Source organism: Mesorhizobium sp. C432A, from assembly GCF_030323145.1.
Taxonomy (GTDB): Bacteria; Pseudomonadota; Alphaproteobacteria; order Rhizobiales; family Rhizobiaceae; genus Mesorhizobium.
The window spans coordinates 3750346-3768317 of record NZ_CP100470.1 but is presented as its reverse complement, the minus strand read 5'-3'; the positions used below and the strand labels follow the sequence as shown (position 1 = coordinate 3768317).

The following is a 17972-nucleotide window of genomic DNA, read 5'->3' as shown; positions in this document are numbered from 1 at the left end:
GTTCACTTCACCAGTTGCGGCAACTCCCTCAGTAACGCCGCGCGTGTCGCCGGGCCTTTCGGCATGTCGATCGGCTTGGTGTCGACGACCAGCCGGGCGAAGACGATCCGGCGGCCGCCCTTTTCGGCCCAGCCGACGAACCAGCCCAGCGCGCGCTTGTCCTTGCTGTTTCCCAGCCTGGTGCTGCCGGTCTTGCCCCGCACCGTCCAGCCGCCGGCCTGGAAAGTCGGCAGGATGGCTCGGGTCATCTCATGCGCCTTGGCAGAAACCGGCATCTTGCCGGCGAGCAGCTGGCGCAGGAAGGCTGTCTGTTCGACCGGCGATATCTCAAGCGAGGAATTTATCCAGGATTGCGTGAGCCCGTTTTCCTTGTCGGCATCGCCCGAGACATCCATGTTGCCGTAGCCGAATTTCGAGACGTAGCCGGCAAAGCTTTTTGCGCCGAGCCGGCGCACGATCTCGCGCGAATACCATACGATCGAGTCGCGCTCCCAGATCGTCGGGTCGACGGCTTTGTGGTCGCGGCTCACGGCCCTGAATTCAGGCTTGTAGTCCCAGGTCGGCGTATGCGCATCGCTCAGGATTCCGCTGTCGTAGCCGATCAGTGCCAGCGGCACCTTGAAGGTCGATGCCGGGCTGACGCGTTGGTCGCAGACGCCATTCTGGTAGAGCGTCTCGCCGCTCGCCGCGTCCTGGATAAGCGTACAGGCGACATCGCCAAGCGGCGCCGATTGCGCCCGCATCGGAAATCCCAGAAACCAGGCCAGCAGGAAGAGGACCGCGGCAATGATGAAGGGATGGGTTTCGATCCGACGCATGTGGGCTCTCCTGGGAATGAACAGGAGGCGCTTAGCGAAGTGTCTTGGCTCGATTTTGACTCAAATGCGCAGTCTTTGTGCAGGCCGTTGTTAACCCTACCGGATCGTAAAGAAATGCCGCCCTGGCGATCTATATCAGGGACCCAGCGCGTCCGCCGTCAGGCCTCGCCGCGCTTCCTGCCGATCTGCCAATAACGCCAAGGCATGAACCAGACATAGCGCTGATCGAGCACCTCCGGCACGCGGTCGATGCCGTGCGTTCCGAACGGCCCGCAGCGCAGCACCCGGAACAGCCCCATCCAGCCGCCGGCCCAAAACCCATGGCGGGCAATCGCCTCATGCGCGTATTCGGAACAGGTCGGCAGATGCCGGCAGGAATTGCCGACAAATCCGGACAGCGTCAGTTGATAGAGGCGCACCAGCGACGTGCCGAAAATGCGGCCGGGTGTTTTGCGCCAGGGACCGGGCCAGTTGCGCCCGCGCCGGGTCCGTCCGGCGGCATGCACATGCCGATGCTGGTCGCCCACCGCAGTCTCTTTCCGAACGCGACCCGAAACCGGCTTCCGGGTCAGCTTGCGTTTCCAAACCGATAGATGTGAGCTTCGGCCGGCAAACGCAATCCTCTTCACTCACTCGCCTCTTTGTCGGCTTCAGGGTCGCGAGCGGCGAAAGGGATGCCGCTCCGCTGGAGCCGCCCAGCGGGTGGCCGGCCTTTGCTCGGTGCGCTGCACATGATGCTGCCTGTCGCCACGCCATTGAAACGTCGCGATCCGCATCACATCGCCAAAGATTTCCAGAAACTGGATCATGTCCGTGTCTCCTCCAAGAGCGGATTAGACGCCCGCTGGCCTTCGCCTTCAAACGAGTATAATTTCCGGTTCGGATAACTTCGGGTTATGCGAAATGAAGCGCGGACGGTTGCCCCTGACGGCGTTGCGAAGTTTCGAGGCAGCCGGCCGGCAATTGAGCTTTAGCCGGGCCGCCGAGGAGCTGTTCGTCTCGCAGGCCGCCATCAGTCGGCAGATCCGCGAACTCGAGCAGTTCCTGCACCAGCCCTTGTTCCACCGTCATCACCGCCGCGTCGAGTTGACCGAGGCCGGCCAGCGCCTGCTCGATCAGCTGGTCAGGAGTTTCGATGACATCGACAGGCTGCTTTCGGACCTGGTGGCTGTTCCGGCGCAGTCGGTGGTCCGCGTCAGCGTCGAGCCGTCGCTGGCCTCGGTATGGCTGTTGCCGCGGCTCAACCGCTTCAGCCAGTTGCGGCCCGATATCGACGTTTCCCTCGAAGTCGACCCAAGGCCGATCGAGTTCCGCAGCGATCAGCCCGAACTCGCCTTGCGCTTCAGCGCGCGCGCCACCTCATGGCCGCGCAGCGAGGCCGAATGGCTAGCCTCGACCGTCGATTCACCGGTCCTGTCGCCGGCCTTGCTGGGATCGGGCCCTGCCCTCGAAAAGCCGCTCGACCTTGCCCGCTACACGCTGTTGCACGAGGAAAATCGTCAGGGCTGGGCGCGCTGGTTCGAGGCCGCTGGCGTCGCCGCCGACGCCATTCCGGCGCGCGGCCCTATGCTGGCGGATGTGTCGCTGTCGAAGCAGGCGGCCCTGCTCGGCCACGGCGTGGCGCTGGGCGACCTCTTGCAGATCGGCGAGGAGATTGCGTCCGGCGCGCTGATCAAGCCGTTCGACATCGACGTCGCATCCGGCGCCTACTGGCTGGTGGCCAGGAGTTTGAAGGATTTGCCCGAACCGGCCAAGGCCTTTGCCAACTGGGTGAGAAGCGAATTTGCCGAAAGCAGACGGGCGCAGGAACAGCAGACCTAAGCCGTCGTGCTTCTTAAGCCCTCGGTTCTATTTCTGCTGCGCGCCGGATGACATCACTCGGCCGTCGAAATTGACCGTCGTCTCGCGCCAAGCCTGGTAGCTATCGGCATAAATGGCAAGGCCAATGAAGGGCGCACAACGGGTAATCGCCCGAACTGCGCTGTCATCGAACTTCTTGCCCTGTGGTTCTGTTGCAAGATTGAGTACCTTCGGCGGCGCCGCCAGCGAACCATCCCGGTTAAAGCTGATTTTGACGCGTGTGGCCACAAGTTCGTCGCCGACGGGGATAATCCAGCAGCCAGCCAGCTTGTCAGCGAGGTAGGCGGCAGCCTTCTGCTGCGAGGCGTTTTCTGCGCCGGCAGCATAGCCACTCGTGACCAGCGAAACCACAAGGCCCGAAGCCACCATCAACCAATGCAAACACTTCCTCCGTCATGTCCTGCGCGAAGCCCGCGCTATGTCACGCTGCTTCTTCTGCGCGTTTCTTCTCGATCTGACCGATGGCATCGACGACCGCATCGAAGGTCAGCATGGTCGAGGCATGGCGCGCCTTGTAGTCGCGCACCGGCTCCAGATATCTCAGATCGGCAAAGCGGCCTTGCGGCGGCGCGCCATTTTCCTTGAGCATCTTCAGCATGGTGTCGCGCACCGCCCGCAATTCGTCGGCGCTGGCGCCGATGACATGTTGAGCCATGATCGAGGACGAGGCTTGGCCGAGGGCGCAGGCCTTCACGTCATGCGCGAAATCGGTGACGACGCCATTGTCCATCTTGAGGTCGACGGTTACCGTCGAGCCGCACAATTTGGAATGAGCCTTGGCACTCGCATCCGGATGATCGAGCCGGCCTATGCGGGCGATGTTTCCGGCAAAACCCAGAATTTTCGCATTGTAGACGTCGTCAATCATATTTTTCCAATCCGTCGCCGCCAAGCGAACAGCGATTGCCGCTGTGGCGTCTTTCATTCGCTGCGCACGACCATATATAATGCTGGCAGTCGGGTATCGACAAGGCAACGCAAAGCCGCCGTCCTTGCCCATTTCGTTCACGCCGCTTGCGGGCTGGAAACCGGGCGAGTTTTCAGCACCCGAAAGGTCGTGGTCCGTTCAACTCGTTCCTCCTGAGAGAGGAACTACGGGAGACGCCTTTATGGATGCCGTCATCAAGAAAATCATGCCCCCTTCCGACTATCTGGACAAGCCGGTCACCGACAGGCCGAGCGAAGCCGAGGTCGAGGCCGCCGTGCGCACGCTGTTGCGCTGGACCGGCGACAATCCGGACCGCGAGGGCCTGATCGACACGCCCAAGCGCGTCACCAAGGCCTTTCTCGAAATGTTCAACGGCTATGACATGTGCCCGGCCGAAGAGCTCGGCCGCACCTTCGAGGAAGTCGCCGGCTATGACGATCTCGTCATCGTCAGGGACATCCAGTTCCACTCGCATTGCGAGCACCACATGGTGCCGATCATCGGCAAGGCGCATGTCGGCTACCTCCCGGACGGCAAGGTCGTCGGCCTTTCCAAGATTGCCCGTGTGGTCGATATCTTCGCCCATCGCCTGCAGACCCAGGAGGCCATGACCGCACAGATCGCCGGCGTCATCCAGGACGTGCTCAATCCGCGCGGTGTCGCCGTCATGATCGAGGCCGAGCATATGTGCATGGCCATGCGCGGCATCCGCAAGCAGGGCTCCACCACGCTGACCTCGACCTTCACCGGCGTGTTCAAGGACACGCCCGAGGAACAGGTCCGTTTCATCACCATGGTGCGCGGCCTCGGGGCGTAAGCCCCTCGCCGGCATCGCTAGATCAAGGACCGGCGATGTCGGCACTAACATTTCCCAAGGCTCCATCGGACAAGAAGGCTCTCGAAGAAGGCGCGGTGTTTTCCCCGCGCTTCGATGGCGCCGGGCTGGTCACCGTCGTCGTCACCGACGCCGCTGACGGTATGCTGCTGATGGTCGCGCATATGAATGCCGAGGCGCTGGCGCTGACGCTCGAAACCGGCATCGCGCACTACTGGTCGCGCTCGCGCAGCACGCTGTGGAAGAAGGGCGAAACATCAGGCAATTTTCAGACCGTCGTCGAGATGCTCACGGATTGTGACCAGGACGCCATATGGTTGCGCGTCAAAGTGTTGGGCCACGACGCAACTTGTCACACCGGCCGGCGTTCATGTTTTTATCGGACGGTGGGGCTAATCGGCGGCAAGGCAACGCTTGCCGACGATGGCAGCACGCCGCTGTTCGATGCGGAAAAAACGTATCGGAAGCCCGCGTGAACCATTCAACAGTCGCAAACCACTCATATTCACTATTCTCAAACGTCCTTCCTGTAGAACGGACGCGGGACAAGGGAGATCATGATGCTCGAGTGGGCGTCATTGCGTAGCAGACCGGACGTGCGGGAGGCCAATGGCCCCTCATCGTCCGGCGGCGTGCCTGACCCGCAACCCGCGGGCAAGACAGGCATTTCGCTCGCGCTGGGCGGCGGCTGCGCACGCGGCTGGGCGCACATTGGCGTGCTGCGCGCGCTCGACGAAGCCGGCATCGAAGTCTCGATGATCGCCGGCACCTCGATCGGCGCGCTGGTTGGCGGCTGCTATCTCGCCGGCAAGCTGGACGAACTCGAGGAGTTCGCCCGCAGCCTGACCAAGCGGCGCATCTTCGGCCTGCTCGATCTCAATCTGCGCGGCAGCGGCCTGTTCGGCGGCATGAAACTGGACGTCAGGCTGCGCGAGCACATGGCAGGCATCCGCTTCGAGGATCTGACGAAACCCTTCGTCGCCGTTGGCGCCGAAATTCGCACCGGCCATGAGATCTGGCTGTCCAGCGGTTCGCTGATCACCGCGATGCGGGCTTCCTATGCGCTGCCCGGCGTGTTCGAACCGGTGAATTGCAACGGCCGCATTCTGGTCGACGGCGCGCTGGTCAACCCGGTTCCGGTTTCGGTCTGCCGCGCCTACGAGCAGCCGCTGGTCGTCGCGGTCAACCTTCACTACGATCTGTTCGGCCGCGCCGCCGTCATCAAGCACAGCGCCGGCGAACTGCTCATCGAGAAGGACGCGCCCCGGCCAGGCCAGGCCAGCCCCGACCACCAGCCGCACCAGAGCCGTCTCGGCATCACCGGCGTCATGGTCGAAGCCTTCAACATCATCCAGGACCGGATTTCACGCGCAAGGCTGGCGGGCGATCCGCCCGACATGTCGCTCCAACCGAAACTCAGCCATATCGGCTTGACCGAATTCCACCGCGCGGATGAGGCGATCAGCGTCGGTTACCAGGCGACGATGGCGCAGATCAGCGAGTTGAAGCGGCTGCAGACGGTTCTCGCTTAAACCAATTCGGCAATGTCAGGCTTTGGCTGCATCGGTGATGCGGAACTGCACCGTGCGGTTGCCGTTCCAATAATTCCCCGACAGCGAGCCGGCTACATGGATCGTGTTGCCCCTGTTCTTGAACAGGAATTCGCCCAGCGTGGTATCGACGGATCGAAAGGCGATGCCCTGGATGCGGCCGCCGCTTTCCGACTGCAGATCAGCCCGGATGTGGTTGGTGCCGACGGCCCGCGCGTCGGCCAGCCGATGGCGCGGCAGCGCGAACACCGGCGCGACATGGCCGGCGCCGAAAGGCCCAGCCTTTTCCAATGCATCGAGCAAAGCAATCGTCGCGCCCTCGGCGGCGAGCGCGCCGTCGACGGCCAGACTTTCTTCGTCCTGCAGCCGGAACACTTCGGTCGCCGCGCGCTCCTCGAAGAAAGCACGGAGTTCGCCGAGCTTGGCGCGTTCCACCGTGATGCCGGCGGCCATGCCGTGGCCGCCGCCCTTGACGATCAGCCCGGCATCGGCGGCTGCGCGCACCAGCCGTCCGAGATCGAAGCCCGACACCGAACGGCCAGAGCCGGTGCCGATGCCATTGGCGTTGAAGGCGATGGCGAAGGCCGGCCGCCGCGCATGGTCCTTCAGCCGCGAGGCGATCAAGCCGACAATGCCGGGATGCCAATTGGTGCTGGCGGTGACGATGATGGCCGGCCCGTTGCCGCCGGCAAGTTCGGCGTCAGCCTCGGCGCGCGCCGCTGCCAGCATCTCCAGCTCCATCTGCTGGCGTTCCTGGTTGAGCCGGTCGAGTGTCTCGGCAATGGTCCCGGCCTCAACCGGATCGTCGGTGGCGAGCAGCCGGCTGCCAAGTGCTGCATCGCCGATGCGGCCGCCGGCATTGATGCGCGGCCCAATCAGATAGGCGAGATGAAAGGTGCTTATCGGCTCGCCGATGCGGGACACCCGCGCAAGTGCGGCGAGCCCCTCATTCTTCTGCTGCCGCGCCATCTGTAGTCCCTTGACGACGAAAGCGCGGTTCACGCCGATGAGCGGCACCACATCGCAAACCGTGGCCAGCGCCGCCAAGTCGAGCAACGACAACAGGTCCGGTGGCGCTGCGTCGGGCAATCGGCTGCGCAGGACCCTCGCCGTCTGCACCAGAGTGAGGAAGACGACACCGGCGGCGCACAGATGGCCTTGCCCGGAAAGGTCGTCCTCGCGATTGGGATTGACGACCGCGGTCGCCTCCGGCAGCGGGCCGCCGACCTGATGGTGGTCGAGCACCACCACATCGGCGCCTGCGGCCTTGGCGGCATCAATGGAGACAGCGCTGTTGGTGCCGCAATCGACGGTGACGATCAGCGTCGCGCCGCGCGAGACCAGTTCGCGCATAGCCTCCGGATTGGGGCCGTAGCCCTCGAAGATGCGGTCGGGAATGTAGATCTCCGAAGGCACCAAGAAATGCGTCAGGAAGCGTTTGAGCAACGCCGAAGAGGCGGCGCCGTCGACATCGTAGTCGCCGAAGATTGCCACCTTCTCCTTGGCCATGACCGCTTCGGCGATGCGGGTCGCAGCCTTGCCCATGTCGGTCAGCGAAGCCGGATCCGGCAACAGATTGCGGATCGTCGGATCGAGGAAGCGCTCGGCCTGGTCCGCGGTGACGCCGCGCCCGGCGAGCACGCGCGCCACAATGTCGGGCACGCCGTGGCCCTGCGCTATGGCGAGCGCAGTCATGTCCTGCCGCTCGCTCAACCGGTGTTCCCAGGAAACACCGGTCGCCGACTGCCTGACATCGAGGAAGAAGCGTTTGTCGCCCGTCATAGGAGGCTTAATCTATAGATTGTCATTTCCGGCAATATGCGACGGCTAAACAGGAAAGTCTCAAAACTTTTCCACATCCTGGTGACGCGCCTTGATCTCGCGGGTCACGCCTCCGCCAGAGCCCGATGATGATTGGTGGGTTCGACCTGAAATCTCAATCCGGCTCCAAATCAAAGAGATAGAGCATTATGGCGTCTGAACCACTTTTCAGCAGCAGCATCAATCGGTTAAAGGAGAAAAATGACTTGGCCTAGCCCGCACGCTCGATGCGGATAACCTGCGGCTTGTCTGTGAGGTGGCCGTCCTTGGTGATGCCGTCGACAGCCTTGCGCACCGCTGCTTCCGTCGTCTCGTGGGTGACCAGGATCACCGTCTTTTGCGCGTCCGTCTCGCCGCTGACGGCATGCTGGACGATCGATTCCAGCGAAATATCATTGTCCGCCATGCGCTTGGCGATCGCGGCGAAGACGCCGATGCGGTCGTGCACGGTCAGCCGGATGAAATAGCCGCCGGCATGGCTGCGCATCTGCGCCTTCTTGTAGGGGCGCAGTTCCTTGGCCGGCAGGCCGAACACCGGACCGTGCTGGAAGCCCGGCCGGCTCTTTGCGATGTCGGCGATATCGCCGACCACGGCGGACGCGGTGGCGTTGCCGCCGGCGCCCGGGCCGGAGAGCAGCAGTTCGCCCAAAATGTCGGTTTCGATGGCCACCGCATTGGTAACGCCATGCACCTGTGCGATCACCGACGCGGTCGGCACCATGGTCGGGTGCACGCGCTGCTCGATGCCGCTGTCGGTGCGTTGGGCGACGCCGAGCAATTTTATCCGGTAGCCAAGGTCGCCCGCGGCGCGGATATCGGCCTGGCTGATATTGGAAATGCCTTCCATGTAGATGTCGTTGGCGGCGATCCTGGTGCCGAAGGCCAGGCTGGTCAGGATCGACAATTTATGCGCCGTATCATGGCCCTCGATATCGAAGGTCGGGTCGGCCTCTGCATAACCCAGCCGTTGCGCGTCCTTCAGGCACTCGTCGAAGGAGATGCCCTCGGCCTCCATGCGGGTCAGGATGTAGTTGCAGGTGCCGTTGAGGATGCCGAAGACGCGGGTGACCGAATTGCCGGCCATCGCCTCGCGCATCGTCTTGATGACCGGGATGCCGCCGGCAACTGCCGCCTCGTAGTTGAGCAGCACGCCCTTCTTCTCGGCGATTTCGGCAAGCGCCACGCCGTGCTTGGCCAACAGCGCCTTGTTGGCGGTGACGACATGACGTCCGGCTTCAAGTGCTGCCTTGACCGACGCGCGCGCTGCCCCCTCATCGCCGCCGATCAGTTCGACGAAGACGTCGATATCGGCGGCCTGCGCCATCTTGATCGGATCGTCGAACCATTTGGCGGCGCTGAGGTCGACGCCACGGTCGCGCTTGGGATCACGCGCGGAAACGGCCGCGACGATGACATCGCGTCCGCACTGGCGCGTCAGTTCCGCTGCCTTGTCGCGCAGCACGCGCGCCACCGAGGCACCGACAGTACCCAGACCGGCAATTCCAACACGCAACGCTTCAGCCATGCCCGGCGACGCCCCTCAAAAAATCTACTCGAATAAGATGTGCGGCGACTTTAGCGATGCGCGGCGAGCGGCACCACATTGTTCGGCTGCTTGGCGCTGGACGCCAGGAAGCGCTTGATGTTGCGCGCCGCCTGCCGGATCCGGTGCTCGTTCTCGACCAGCGCGATGCGAACATGATCGTCGCCATGCTCGCCAAAGCCGATGCCCGGCGCCACCGCCACGTCGGCGTGCTCGATCAGGAGCTTGGAAAACTCAAGCGAGCCGAGATGCTTGAACGGCTCCGGGATCGGCGCCCAGGCGAACATCGAGGCAGCCGGTGCCGGAATGGTCCAGCCGGCGCGGCTGAAGGCGTCGACCATGACGTCGCGGCGCTTCAAATAGACCTCGCGCACTTCGGCGATGTCGGCGCCGTCGCCATTCAGCGCATGCGCCGCCGCCACCTGGATCGGCGTGAAGGCGCCGTAGTCGAGATAGGACTTCACCCGCGTCAACGCCGAGATCAGCCGCTCATTGCCGACGGCAAAGCCCATGCGCCAGCCGGGCATGGAGAAGGTCTTCGACATCGAGGTGAACTCGACGCAGACATCGATGGCGCCCGGCACTTGCAGCACCGAAGGCGGCGGATTGCCGTCGAAATAGATCTCCGAATAGGCAAGGTCCGACAGGATGATGATGTCGTTCTTCTTGGCGAAGGCGACCACGTCCTTGTAGAAATCGAGCGAGGCGACCAGCGCCGTCGGGTTCGACGGATAGTTGAGGATCAATGCCAGTGGCTTCGGGATCGAATGACGGACACCGCGCTCGAGCGCCGGGATGAAGCCGTCATCCGGCTCGACCTGCAGCGAACGGATGACGCCGCCCGACATGATGAAGCCGAAAGCATGGATCGGATAGGTCGGGTTGGGGCACAGGATCACGTCGCCCGGCGCGGTGATCGCCTGCGCCATATTGGCGAAGCCTTCCTTCGAACCGAGCGTCGCCACCACCTGCGTGTCGGGATTGAGCTTCACGCCGAAACGGCGCTGATAATAGGCAGCCTGGGCGCGGCGCAGACCTGGGATGCCGCGCGAGGAGGAATAGCGATGCGTGCGCGGATCGCGCACCACTTCGCACAATTTGTCGACGATCGCCTTCGGAGTCGGCAGGTCGGGATTGCCCATGCCAAGGTCGATAATGTCAGCGCCGCGCGAACGGGCGCTGGCCTTCAGCCGGTTGACCTGCTCGAACACGTAGGGCGGAAGCCGGCGGACCTTGTGAAATTCTTCCATGTCAGTTCCAGACGATTTAAGATTGGCTTTAGCACAGTTGGCTTGGCTAGGCGCCCTTGGCAAAGACCGCTTTCGGCGCGCGATATAGCCTTATTTGCAGGTAGGGTCGAGGGCGGGATCGCATTTGGCTTCGATCTGCTTCAGCGTGTCCTTGCCATGGTTCTTCGCCAGCGAATTCAGCGCCGCCGGGCTGGTGGACGGGGCACCGCCGCCGCCCTTGGCCACTTGCCCCTGCTGTTCGCCCTTCAACTGGGCAAGCTTGGCCTGCGTCTCCTCAGGGGTGAGTTGCTTTGCCGCCACCTGCGGTGGGATGTTGAGATTGGGATAAGAGCCGGTGTCCTGCGCGCCCTGGGTCAGGCCGACATTCATCCCGTTGCCGGTGTTGGCGCTCGTGCAGCCACTTGCCGCCAGCAGCCCTGGCGCCAGACAGGCGATTGCAACCGCGATGCGGCAAAAGCGGCCTGCCCCCGAAAAAATGGTCTCGCCGGTGTTAATCGTCATATTGTTTTCCTGGCAGCCGGGGTACAGCGCATTGGACCCGGTCAGATGTCCCATGATAATATGTCAAGAAAACGCCTCGGGAGGAACCCCGCGAGCCATGTCCAAAACACCTGATTCGAGCAAAGCGGAAGATGATCAATCTTCGACCGTCGAGCAATATCTGGTGAAAGACCCGGAACGCTTCGCGTTGAACATGGCGCGTATGGTCGAGCAGGCCGGCAAAGCCGCCTCCGCCTGGGCCGAGCCGCGCGAAAAGGGCGAGGTGCGCGATCATGTCGCCGAACCCGTGGTCGACATGGTAAAAACCTTTTCCAAGCTCAGCGAATATTGGCTGGCCGACCCGCAACGCGCGCTGGAAGCGCAGACGCGACTGTTCGCCGGCTACATGACGGTCTGGGGCAACGCCATCCAGAAGGTTAGCCCGAATGCCGAGGCGCCCGAAGATGCGGTCAAGCCCGAGCGCGGCGACAAGCGTTTTCAAGACCCCGAATGGGGTCGCAACGCTTTCTTCGATTTCCTCAAACAGGCCTATCTCGTCACCTCGCGCTGGGCGGCCGACCTGGTCGAGCACGCCGAAGGCCTCGACGATCACACCCGCCATAAGGCCAGCTTCTACGTCAAGCAGGTGTCCAATGCCATCTCGCCGTCGAACTTCATCCTGACCAATCCGGAGCTGTTTCGAGAAACCGTTGCCTCGAATGGCGAAAACCTGGTGCGCGGCATGAAGATGCTGGCCGAAGACATCGCCGCCGGCAAGGGCGACCTGAAGCTGAGACAAGCTGACTATTCGCCCTTCGAGATCGGCAAGAACGTCGCGACATCTCCCGGCAAGGTGGTCGGGCGCAGCGATGTCGCCGAAATCATCCAGTACGATCCGACGACGGAGACGGTGCTCAAGCGCCCGCTGCTGATCTGCCCGCCCTGGATCAACAAGTTCTACATCCTCGATCTCAACCCGCAAAAGTCCTTCATCCGCTGGGCGATCGAGCAAGGCCATACCGTGTTCGTCATCTCCTGGATCAATCCCGACGAGCGGCACGGCGCCAAGGGCTGGGAAGCTTACATACGGGAAGGCCTGCAATACGGCCTCGACACGATCGAGAAGGCGACCGGCGAGAAAGAGGTCAACGCCATCGGCTATTGCGTCGGCGGCACGCTGCTGGCGGCCGCACTCGCACTGCTGGCACAGGAAGGCGACAACCGCATCAAATCGGCGACCTTCTTCACCACGCAGGTCGACTTCACCCATGCCGGCGACCTGAAAGTCTTCGTCGACGAGGACCAGGTGGCAGCGGTCGAGAAATCGATGAACGAAAAGGGCTACCTCGACGGCACCAAGATGGCGACCGCCTTCAACATGCTGCGCTCGGGCGACCTGATCTGGCCTTATGTCATCAACAATTACATGCGCGGCAAGGATCCCCTTCCCTTCGACCTGCTCTACTGGAACGCCGATTCCACCCGCATGGCGGCCGCCAACCACTCCTTCTACCTGCGCAACTGTTATCTCGAGAACAATCTGACGCGTGGCGTGATGGAACTCGCCGGCCGCACTTTGTCGCTGGCCGACGTCACCATCCCGGTTTACAACCTGGCGTCGAAGGAAGATCACATCGCGCCGGCCCTTTCCGTGTTTCTCGGCTCGCAATATTTCGGCGGTGAGGTCGAGTTTGTGATGGCTGGTTCCGGCCACATTGCCGGTGTCGTCAACCCGCCGGCAGCCAAGAAATACCAGTACTGGACCGGCGGCAAACCGACAGGCGATTTTGACCAGTGGCTCGCCTCCGCGGTGGAGCATCCCGGCTCCTGGTGGACGCATTGGCAGCACTGGATCGAGACCCAGGACGACACCCTCGTTCCGGCCCGCAAACCGGGCAAGCACATGAAAACCCTGGGTGATGCCCCCGGCACCTATGTGAAGGTGCGTGTGTAACGGCCGGCACCTTTTGCAGGTGCCTGTGTGTAACGGAATGTAATGTCTGGTGAGTTGACGAGCCGGCAAAACGGGGCGAAATGGTATCGTCAACCTTCAAGAAGCCTCAATTGGCCTCCAACGAGCAAATAATTCAGAGGCTTGCAGAATTGACACAAGTCTCGTTTCCGGTTTGGGAACACAAGGTTATTGGATGTGAACGTTTCGACGCCGCACCAATAGCAGGCCGACCGGACACCGAGGGGGAATTTAGTTTTGAAATCAGTAGGATCGCGTCTCGCGGGGAGAGAAGGTCGCACTATAGCGGCAGCGCTTTTCTCCGTGCTTCTGGCGTCCTGCACCTCCGCTGGCGACCCCACAATGTCCGTCGGCATGCCTGGCTACAACGCGACCGCTTCTGACATCTCCGCGGCTTCCGGCGCCAGCCCTGCGGCGCCGGGCGATTCGACCGTGCAGGTCACATCCACCGGGCCGCAGATGATGATGACGGCAGCGGGCGATGCGACACTGCCCGAGCAGGTCGCCTATGTGCCGGTGGCCAAGCCCGGCACCGGCTTCCCGGTCAATGTTCCCGCCGGCTCCGAAACCATTGTCGGCCAGACGCCGCAGTCGCTGCAGCAGTCAGCACAGACCGCGGCCGCAACGGACGCCGTGGCGCAGAAGATCGCCGCCGCCGATGCCGGCGTGACCGCACCGAAAGCGACGGCAGCGGCACCCGCGACCAACGAGGTCTACGTGACCGCCGCGCCCCAGCAGATCGACACGCCGAAGAAGGGCTTCCTGGCCTCACTGTTCAGCACCACGCCAGCCTCCGCGGCACCTGCTCCGCTGGTCAACTCGCGCTCGGGCGAACAGCCTGCGGTTGCTTCCCAGAAGGCCGTCCCGGCAAAGCCGATCATCACGCTAGCGTCAGCCAATTCCGCCGACAAGCCCTTGCAGCTTGCCTCGCTTGGCAACGAGAGCAACCACATCACCGGCAGCGATGCCTTGCCCGGCGTGCGCCAGACGGCGCTGTTCGAGATCAAGCGCAAATCCGGCCTCGACGACGAAAGCGACGTCGACCTGAACGAGGACGAGGGTTCGGGCGGCGCCTATCAGGTGGCCTCCGCCGCCGGCCTCGCCCGGCTGGCGCCCAATGGCCTGTTGAAGCAAAACGAGAGCGTCGACGTCGCCTGCCTGAAGCCGTCGCTGGTGCGTGTGCTGAAGACCATCGAAGGCCATTACGGCCGCAAGATGATGGTCACATCAGGCTACCGCGACCCGGCCCGCAACCGGCGCGCCAACGGCGCCAAGAATTCGCTGCACATGTATTGCGCCGCCGCCGACATCCAGGTTCCCGGCGTCTCCAAATGGGAACTGGCGAGCTACATCCGAACCATGCCCGGCCGCGGCGGCGTCGGCACCTACTGCCATACCGAATCCGTTCACGTCGACGTCGGCCCCGAGCGCGACTGGAATTGGCGCTGCCGCCGGCGGGGGTAGCATCCCCATTCGGCAAACGGGCCGAGGGGCTGTTAGCAGCCCGCCGTTTTTTCCGATTAGCTATCAGCGACGTTCGAGATTAGCCGAGGCACCCGCGACTTCGTCATCCTATGGCGAAGCAAGGAGCGCAGCGACGCAGCGCAGACGCGAGGATGACGACTGCGCGGCGCGTTCGTCCAAAGATGTGCAACGACGCGAGGCCAGAAAACCTGCGCTGGCTCACCAAACTGGCCGTTTTCGCCCCTCTTGAAAAAAGTTTCCGCATCTGGCGGCTGATGGGTTGCCGGTTGGCAACAACGCAATTATAAGCCGCTTCGTCTGAGCGCGCCCATCGTCTAGCGGTTAGGACACCGCCCTTTCACGGCGGTAACAGGGGTTCGATTCCCCTTGGGCGTACCAGATATTTCAGGCACTTAGCCTACCTTTTTTCCGATACGTCGAATGTCCGTCGAATATACGCCTGCGAACATTGGCGGACGCTGGGTGTTGATTCCGTCCGTTTTGCCGAAAATTGCCGTGGTCGGGAGCCCAGCTGATGAGATTTCTTGGTCGCTCCCGGTAGTCGGCTCGCGCGAAGGCTACTGTTGTCAGACGATCTGCTTCCAACTCCCGTGAACATCGGGATTGGGCACGGTCTTGAAACGTGGTGACGACCATCCCGCCTTGTCTTGAGCGGTCCCGAATAGCCGGATTTTCCGGGCTTTTTCTTTGCCCCCATCGGCCCGCTGTCCTACCCAGTCCCTGCCCTTCCCTCGCCGTCCGGTGCCAATTGCGGTGCCAATCCTTTCCTGCGACTATTGGCAGGTCCGCGCGACTAGAACGCGACAGGAGGCTGGAAGGAATTGGCATGTTCGGCCGAGGCAAGAAGCACGATTACGAACAGCCGACGTCTCCCGATGAGATTCAGGAGGAGATCGAAGCGGGTTTTCCGATCGAGCCAAACCACCAGCAGCCGGTCAGCATAGAGATCGGGGCGATTGCGTCCCTGATCATGGATACTGATCGAGAGGCATTTGCGAGGACAGCCGACTTTGGCACCAGATTCAATATGAAGCTCAAATGGGGAGGCTTTCGCATTGAGGAGTTGCCCCATTCAGAACTGCGGCTCTTGCATCAGGACTCGCCTGCGTACGGCCGAAATTTCAGTGTCTATTTCAACAGGGTGAAGCTTGGAAAGTTGGCTCTTGAAGCAATGGCCAACAGCTCCGTGCAGGCCCACTTAGACGGGCTCTATTTTTGGCTGGATCTGAATTATCCGACTATGTTGGAGTATGGCGATTATCCGATCGTTCCTTTTGGATATCGCTCACGCAGCATCCGACGGCAATGACATGAAGGATCGGGCGACTGAAGTTGATCGCTCGTTGACGATGTGCCTCTGGAACCAGATTCGAGCGCGGAACGAACTTGCAGTGATGACATTCGCCCAGAACGGAGCGGCGATGTGGGCGATTCCAAGAAACCATTAAAAGCCCGCCACCGTCAGGCAGCCGGGCAGTTTTTGCCCGGTACGGATCTGTGAGGTTTGTCACAGACGCATCGACGTATCGGCGTAGGCTACGTCGTTTCCTGCAGCGGTAAAGGGAGTGGTCCGATGCTTGTGAACCTTCCTATGCTAGTGAATCTTCCTCTTGTCGCAGTTGGTCCCCTTGTCGATTGGTCCGTCATCGAGCCGAGCAGAAGGCGCTGTTGAAGGCAACGGACGAGTTGAGCGAATCACCAGACGACATGCTCAGCGACATCGGGATTTCCCGTGACGACATCACGACGTTTGCGTTCCGCAGCCGGCGTCGAGACGTAGGGGCTGAGCAATAAAAAATGCCCGCCACCGTGAGGCAGCGGGTTCTCTTTCGGAAATTATAAGCCGCCTTTTACCGCCGGCCTTCATTGGGCGGGGTTGCGGATATCGCTGGCCGGCCTTTCGACGTCATTGAACCGAGAAACTCTTCCAGGCGTTCCAAGCGTACTCTCTTGCATCGCAGTGTGTTCGCGACATCGTGCAGCCTAGATTGACCCTTACAATTGGCTGCGGCGATCAAGTCTATTTCGAGCCGATCGATATCGCTTCGCAGTTCGCGAGCCTCAGCTTCCCTTAAGCCCTTGATCCATCCAGCCCCGCGCATTGCAAACCCATCCACCGACACTAGGTGGCACGATAGCAGTGAGTTTGCTAACAACCATGCCATGGACCTTCTCGAATTTTATGCATTGCTAATATAAAAGCCCTCCACCCTCGTGCGGCAGCGGGCGAATCAAACTCTCAGCTTCTAGAGTTTGGCGTGCGCGGATTAAAGCGAAACCAGCAGCTGACATTTCAGGTCCTCGCCCCACATCACAGTTTCGCCGTAGGTGTCAGGGCATGGCTCCGCGTCCGCGCCGTCCTCGTCGTCGGCGCTGTCTAGCTCTAGATCGCATGTGTCGCCGGCCGGCAGGTTGGGAGCGGTTCCGGACAGGAATGACTGTCCGCCGTTATGCGCCCAGCCCAGAGATGGCTCGTCGTCTGCCGTTTCCTCCAGATCGCAATCGGCCTCCATATCCAGCGCCGTTATTAGGCTCATGGCGCGGTCTAGGAGATCATTGAGCCGCTTCTCGACCGACTGGTGCCAGACCGATGCGCGGATCTGCCGTTTCTGCCGGCATGAGTTTTGACATGTTTGGCAGGTTGCTCTTGCTCTGGTTTTGCGTGGTGATCGCATTCCCTGCGATCGCAAACCCGCTGGTTGCGATTTTTCAATTTTCCAAACGGAAATTTTGTCGGAGCTGCATACTTCGCGGCATTTTCCGCAGCGTCATGGTTGGTTGCTCGCAGTGCGTTGCGGGATCTGCAATTCTGAAGGAGAAGATAAATGTTGGTTCCGTACCTCTCAATTGCCACGAGCGTTGTTGCCGCAAGGCTAGGCATCAGAGCGGCCACGATTCCGATCAGAGACAGCATTGACGACATGATGCCCGACATAGGCCGTCAGGGTAAATGGGCGAGTTGGGCAGCAGTCGCGGCCGGCTTGTCAGTGCTGCTGCAGTCTCTGGATAGGCTTTGGCAGTAGCTCTCTACAAAGCAGCCATCGCCCTCCTGATGCTCGCCAGCGCGGTCTGGCGCTACCGGCAGCAGGACATGGTGGGTATGGCCGCGTGCCTCCTGATGGCTGGGCTCGCGGTTCTGGTGTTGGCCTTGCCGGCGAAGCCGTAGTGCCTCTTTTCAGCTTGGGAGTTATGGGCGGCTTGCCGCTGCCAAACGGCTTTCCTTCATTCGCATGGTTCGCATAGATCAGCATGATCGCATACTCTCATATCATCCGGCGTCGTCTCCCTCACACAAAGCAGCGCCGGGTAAGGCTCGGCGCCCTTCTTTCCGTGCCCGTGTGTGTGTCCAAAGGAGGTCGCCGGGCCTGCCGTTGCTCATCTTTGCGGGTGGTCCTGATGGCTGCGCTTGGCGCCGTGGCCCTACCTCTTC

18 protein-coding genes and 1 tRNA gene are annotated in these 17972 nt (G+C 61.8%); 9 read left to right on the top strand and 10 right to left on the bottom strand.

Features of this window, described 5'->3' with window-relative positions; translation table 11 throughout:
- Window positions 1-2 precede the first annotated feature (2 nt).
- The 3 genes from blaOXA to NLY33_RS18185 form a co-directional block, all read right to left on the bottom strand.
- Complete coding sequence (blaOXA, locus tag NLY33_RS18195) at window positions 3-818, bottom strand: class D beta-lactamase (protein WP_023708458.1); 816 nt, start codon at window positions 816-818, stop codon at window positions 3-5.
- A gap of 158 nt (window positions 819-976) precedes the next feature.
- Window positions 977-1345 carry a membrane protein insertion efficiency factor YidD gene (gene yidD / locus NLY33_RS18190; protein WP_023707149.1) on the bottom strand — a complete coding sequence of 123 codons (369 nt, stop codon included), beginning with the start codon at window positions 1343-1345 and terminating at the stop codon, window positions 977-979.
- A 123-nt stretch (window positions 1346-1468) separates the two neighbouring features.
- Complete coding sequence (locus tag NLY33_RS18185; RefSeq protein ID WP_023667618.1) at window positions 1469-1627, bottom strand: hypothetical protein; 159 nt, start codon at window positions 1625-1627, stop codon at window positions 1469-1471.
- A 94-nt stretch (window positions 1628-1721) separates the two neighbouring features.
- On the opposite strand from NLY33_RS18185, the gene NLY33_RS18180 reads away from it, so the two are divergent.
- The gene (locus tag NLY33_RS18180; RefSeq protein ID WP_023707148.1) at window positions 1722-2639 is read left to right on the top strand and encodes a LysR substrate-binding domain-containing protein; all 918 of its coding nucleotides are present in this window, start codon (window positions 1722-1724) and stop codon (window positions 2637-2639) included.
- A gap of 27 nt (window positions 2640-2666) precedes the next feature.
- Here NLY33_RS18180 and tolA read toward each other — a convergent pair whose 3' ends face one another.
- Both tolA and NLY33_RS18170 read right to left on the bottom strand, forming a co-directional pair.
- Entirely contained in the window at window positions 2667-3059 is a 393-nt protein-coding gene (tolA, locus tag NLY33_RS18175; RefSeq protein ID WP_155923149.1) for a cell envelope integrity protein TolA, read from the bottom strand.
- 40 nt (window positions 3060-3099) lie between these two features.
- Window positions 3100-3546, bottom strand: coding sequence for an iron-sulfur cluster assembly scaffold protein (locus NLY33_RS18170; protein WP_023707147.1), 447 nt, complete (start codon window positions 3544-3546; stop codon window positions 3100-3102).
- A gap of 241 nt (window positions 3547-3787) precedes the next feature.
- Here NLY33_RS18170 and folE point away from each other — a divergent pair, with 241 nt between their 5' ends.
- From folE to NLY33_RS18155, 3 genes are all read left to right on the top strand, one after another.
- Window positions 3788-4423: a GTP cyclohydrolase I FolE gene (folE, locus tag NLY33_RS18165; RefSeq protein WP_023707146.1), complete on the top strand. Its 636-nt coding sequence runs from the start codon at window positions 3788-3790 to the stop codon at window positions 4421-4423.
- A 35-nt stretch (window positions 4424-4458) separates the two neighbouring features.
- A complete protein-coding gene (gene hisI / locus NLY33_RS18160) occupies window positions 4459-4917 on the top strand; it encodes a phosphoribosyl-AMP cyclohydrolase (RefSeq protein ID WP_023707145.1) in 459 nt (152 codons plus the stop codon).
- Window positions 4918-5001: 84 nt separating this feature from the next.
- Entirely contained in the window at window positions 5002-5973 is a 972-nt protein-coding gene (locus NLY33_RS18155) for a patatin family protein (protein ID WP_023667624.1), read from the top strand.
- A 15-nt stretch (window positions 5974-5988) separates the two neighbouring features.
- Here the strand turns inward: NLY33_RS18155 and recJ are convergent, their stop codons facing one another.
- The 4 genes from recJ to NLY33_RS18135 form a co-directional block, all read right to left on the bottom strand.
- The gene (gene recJ, locus NLY33_RS18150) at window positions 5989-7773 is read right to left on the bottom strand and encodes a single-stranded-DNA-specific exonuclease RecJ (RefSeq protein ID WP_023708457.1); all 1785 of its coding nucleotides are present in this window, start codon (window positions 7771-7773) and stop codon (window positions 5989-5991) included.
- 250 nt (window positions 7774-8023) lie between these two features.
- Complete coding sequence (locus NLY33_RS18145; RefSeq protein WP_023707143.1) at window positions 8024-9337, bottom strand: homoserine dehydrogenase; 1314 nt, start codon at window positions 9335-9337, stop codon at window positions 8024-8026.
- A 50-nt stretch (window positions 9338-9387) separates the two neighbouring features.
- The gene (locus NLY33_RS18140) at window positions 9388-10605 is read right to left on the bottom strand and encodes an LL-diaminopimelate aminotransferase (RefSeq protein ID WP_023681615.1); all 1218 of its coding nucleotides are present in this window, start codon (window positions 10603-10605) and stop codon (window positions 9388-9390) included.
- Between the two features lie 90 nt (window positions 10606-10695).
- Complete coding sequence (locus NLY33_RS18135; protein ID WP_023667627.1) at window positions 10696-11106, bottom strand: hypothetical protein; 411 nt, start codon at window positions 11104-11106, stop codon at window positions 10696-10698.
- A 97-nt stretch (window positions 11107-11203) separates the two neighbouring features.
- Between NLY33_RS18135 and phaC the strand changes: the two genes are divergently transcribed.
- The 4 genes from phaC to NLY33_RS18115 all read left to right on the top strand — a co-directional run bounded on the left by phaC (window position 11204) and on the right by NLY33_RS18115 (window position 15851).
- Complete coding sequence (gene phaC / locus NLY33_RS18130; RefSeq protein WP_023708456.1) at window positions 11204-13039, top strand: class I poly(R)-hydroxyalkanoic acid synthase; 1836 nt, start codon at window positions 11204-11206, stop codon at window positions 13037-13039.
- A gap of 360 nt (window positions 13040-13399) precedes the next feature.
- Window positions 13400-14521, top strand: a complete 1122-nt coding sequence (locus NLY33_RS18125; RefSeq protein ID WP_245261149.1) for a D-Ala-D-Ala carboxypeptidase family metallohydrolase — start codon at window positions 13400-13402, stop codon at window positions 14519-14521.
- A gap of 324 nt (window positions 14522-14845) precedes the next feature.
- Window positions 14846-14920: transfer RNA gene (locus NLY33_RS18120), tRNA-Glu, on the top strand.
- A 448-nt stretch (window positions 14921-15368) separates the two neighbouring features.
- Window positions 15369-15851 carry a hypothetical protein gene (locus NLY33_RS18115; protein WP_023708455.1) on the top strand — a complete coding sequence of 161 codons (483 nt, stop codon included), beginning with the start codon at window positions 15369-15371 and terminating at the stop codon, window positions 15849-15851.
- A 958-nt stretch (window positions 15852-16809) separates the two neighbouring features.
- Here NLY33_RS18115 and NLY33_RS18110 read toward each other — a convergent pair.
- Window positions 16810-17079, bottom strand: a complete 270-nt coding sequence (locus tag NLY33_RS18110; RefSeq protein WP_023708453.1) for a hypothetical protein — start codon at window positions 17077-17079, stop codon at window positions 16810-16812.
- A gap of 476 nt (window positions 17080-17555) precedes the next feature.
- Between NLY33_RS18110 and NLY33_RS18105 the strand changes: the two genes are divergently transcribed.
- Entirely contained in the window at window positions 17556-17708 is a 153-nt protein-coding gene (locus NLY33_RS18105) for a hypothetical protein (protein ID WP_023708451.1), read from the top strand.
- Window positions 17709-17972 lie beyond the last annotated feature (264 nt).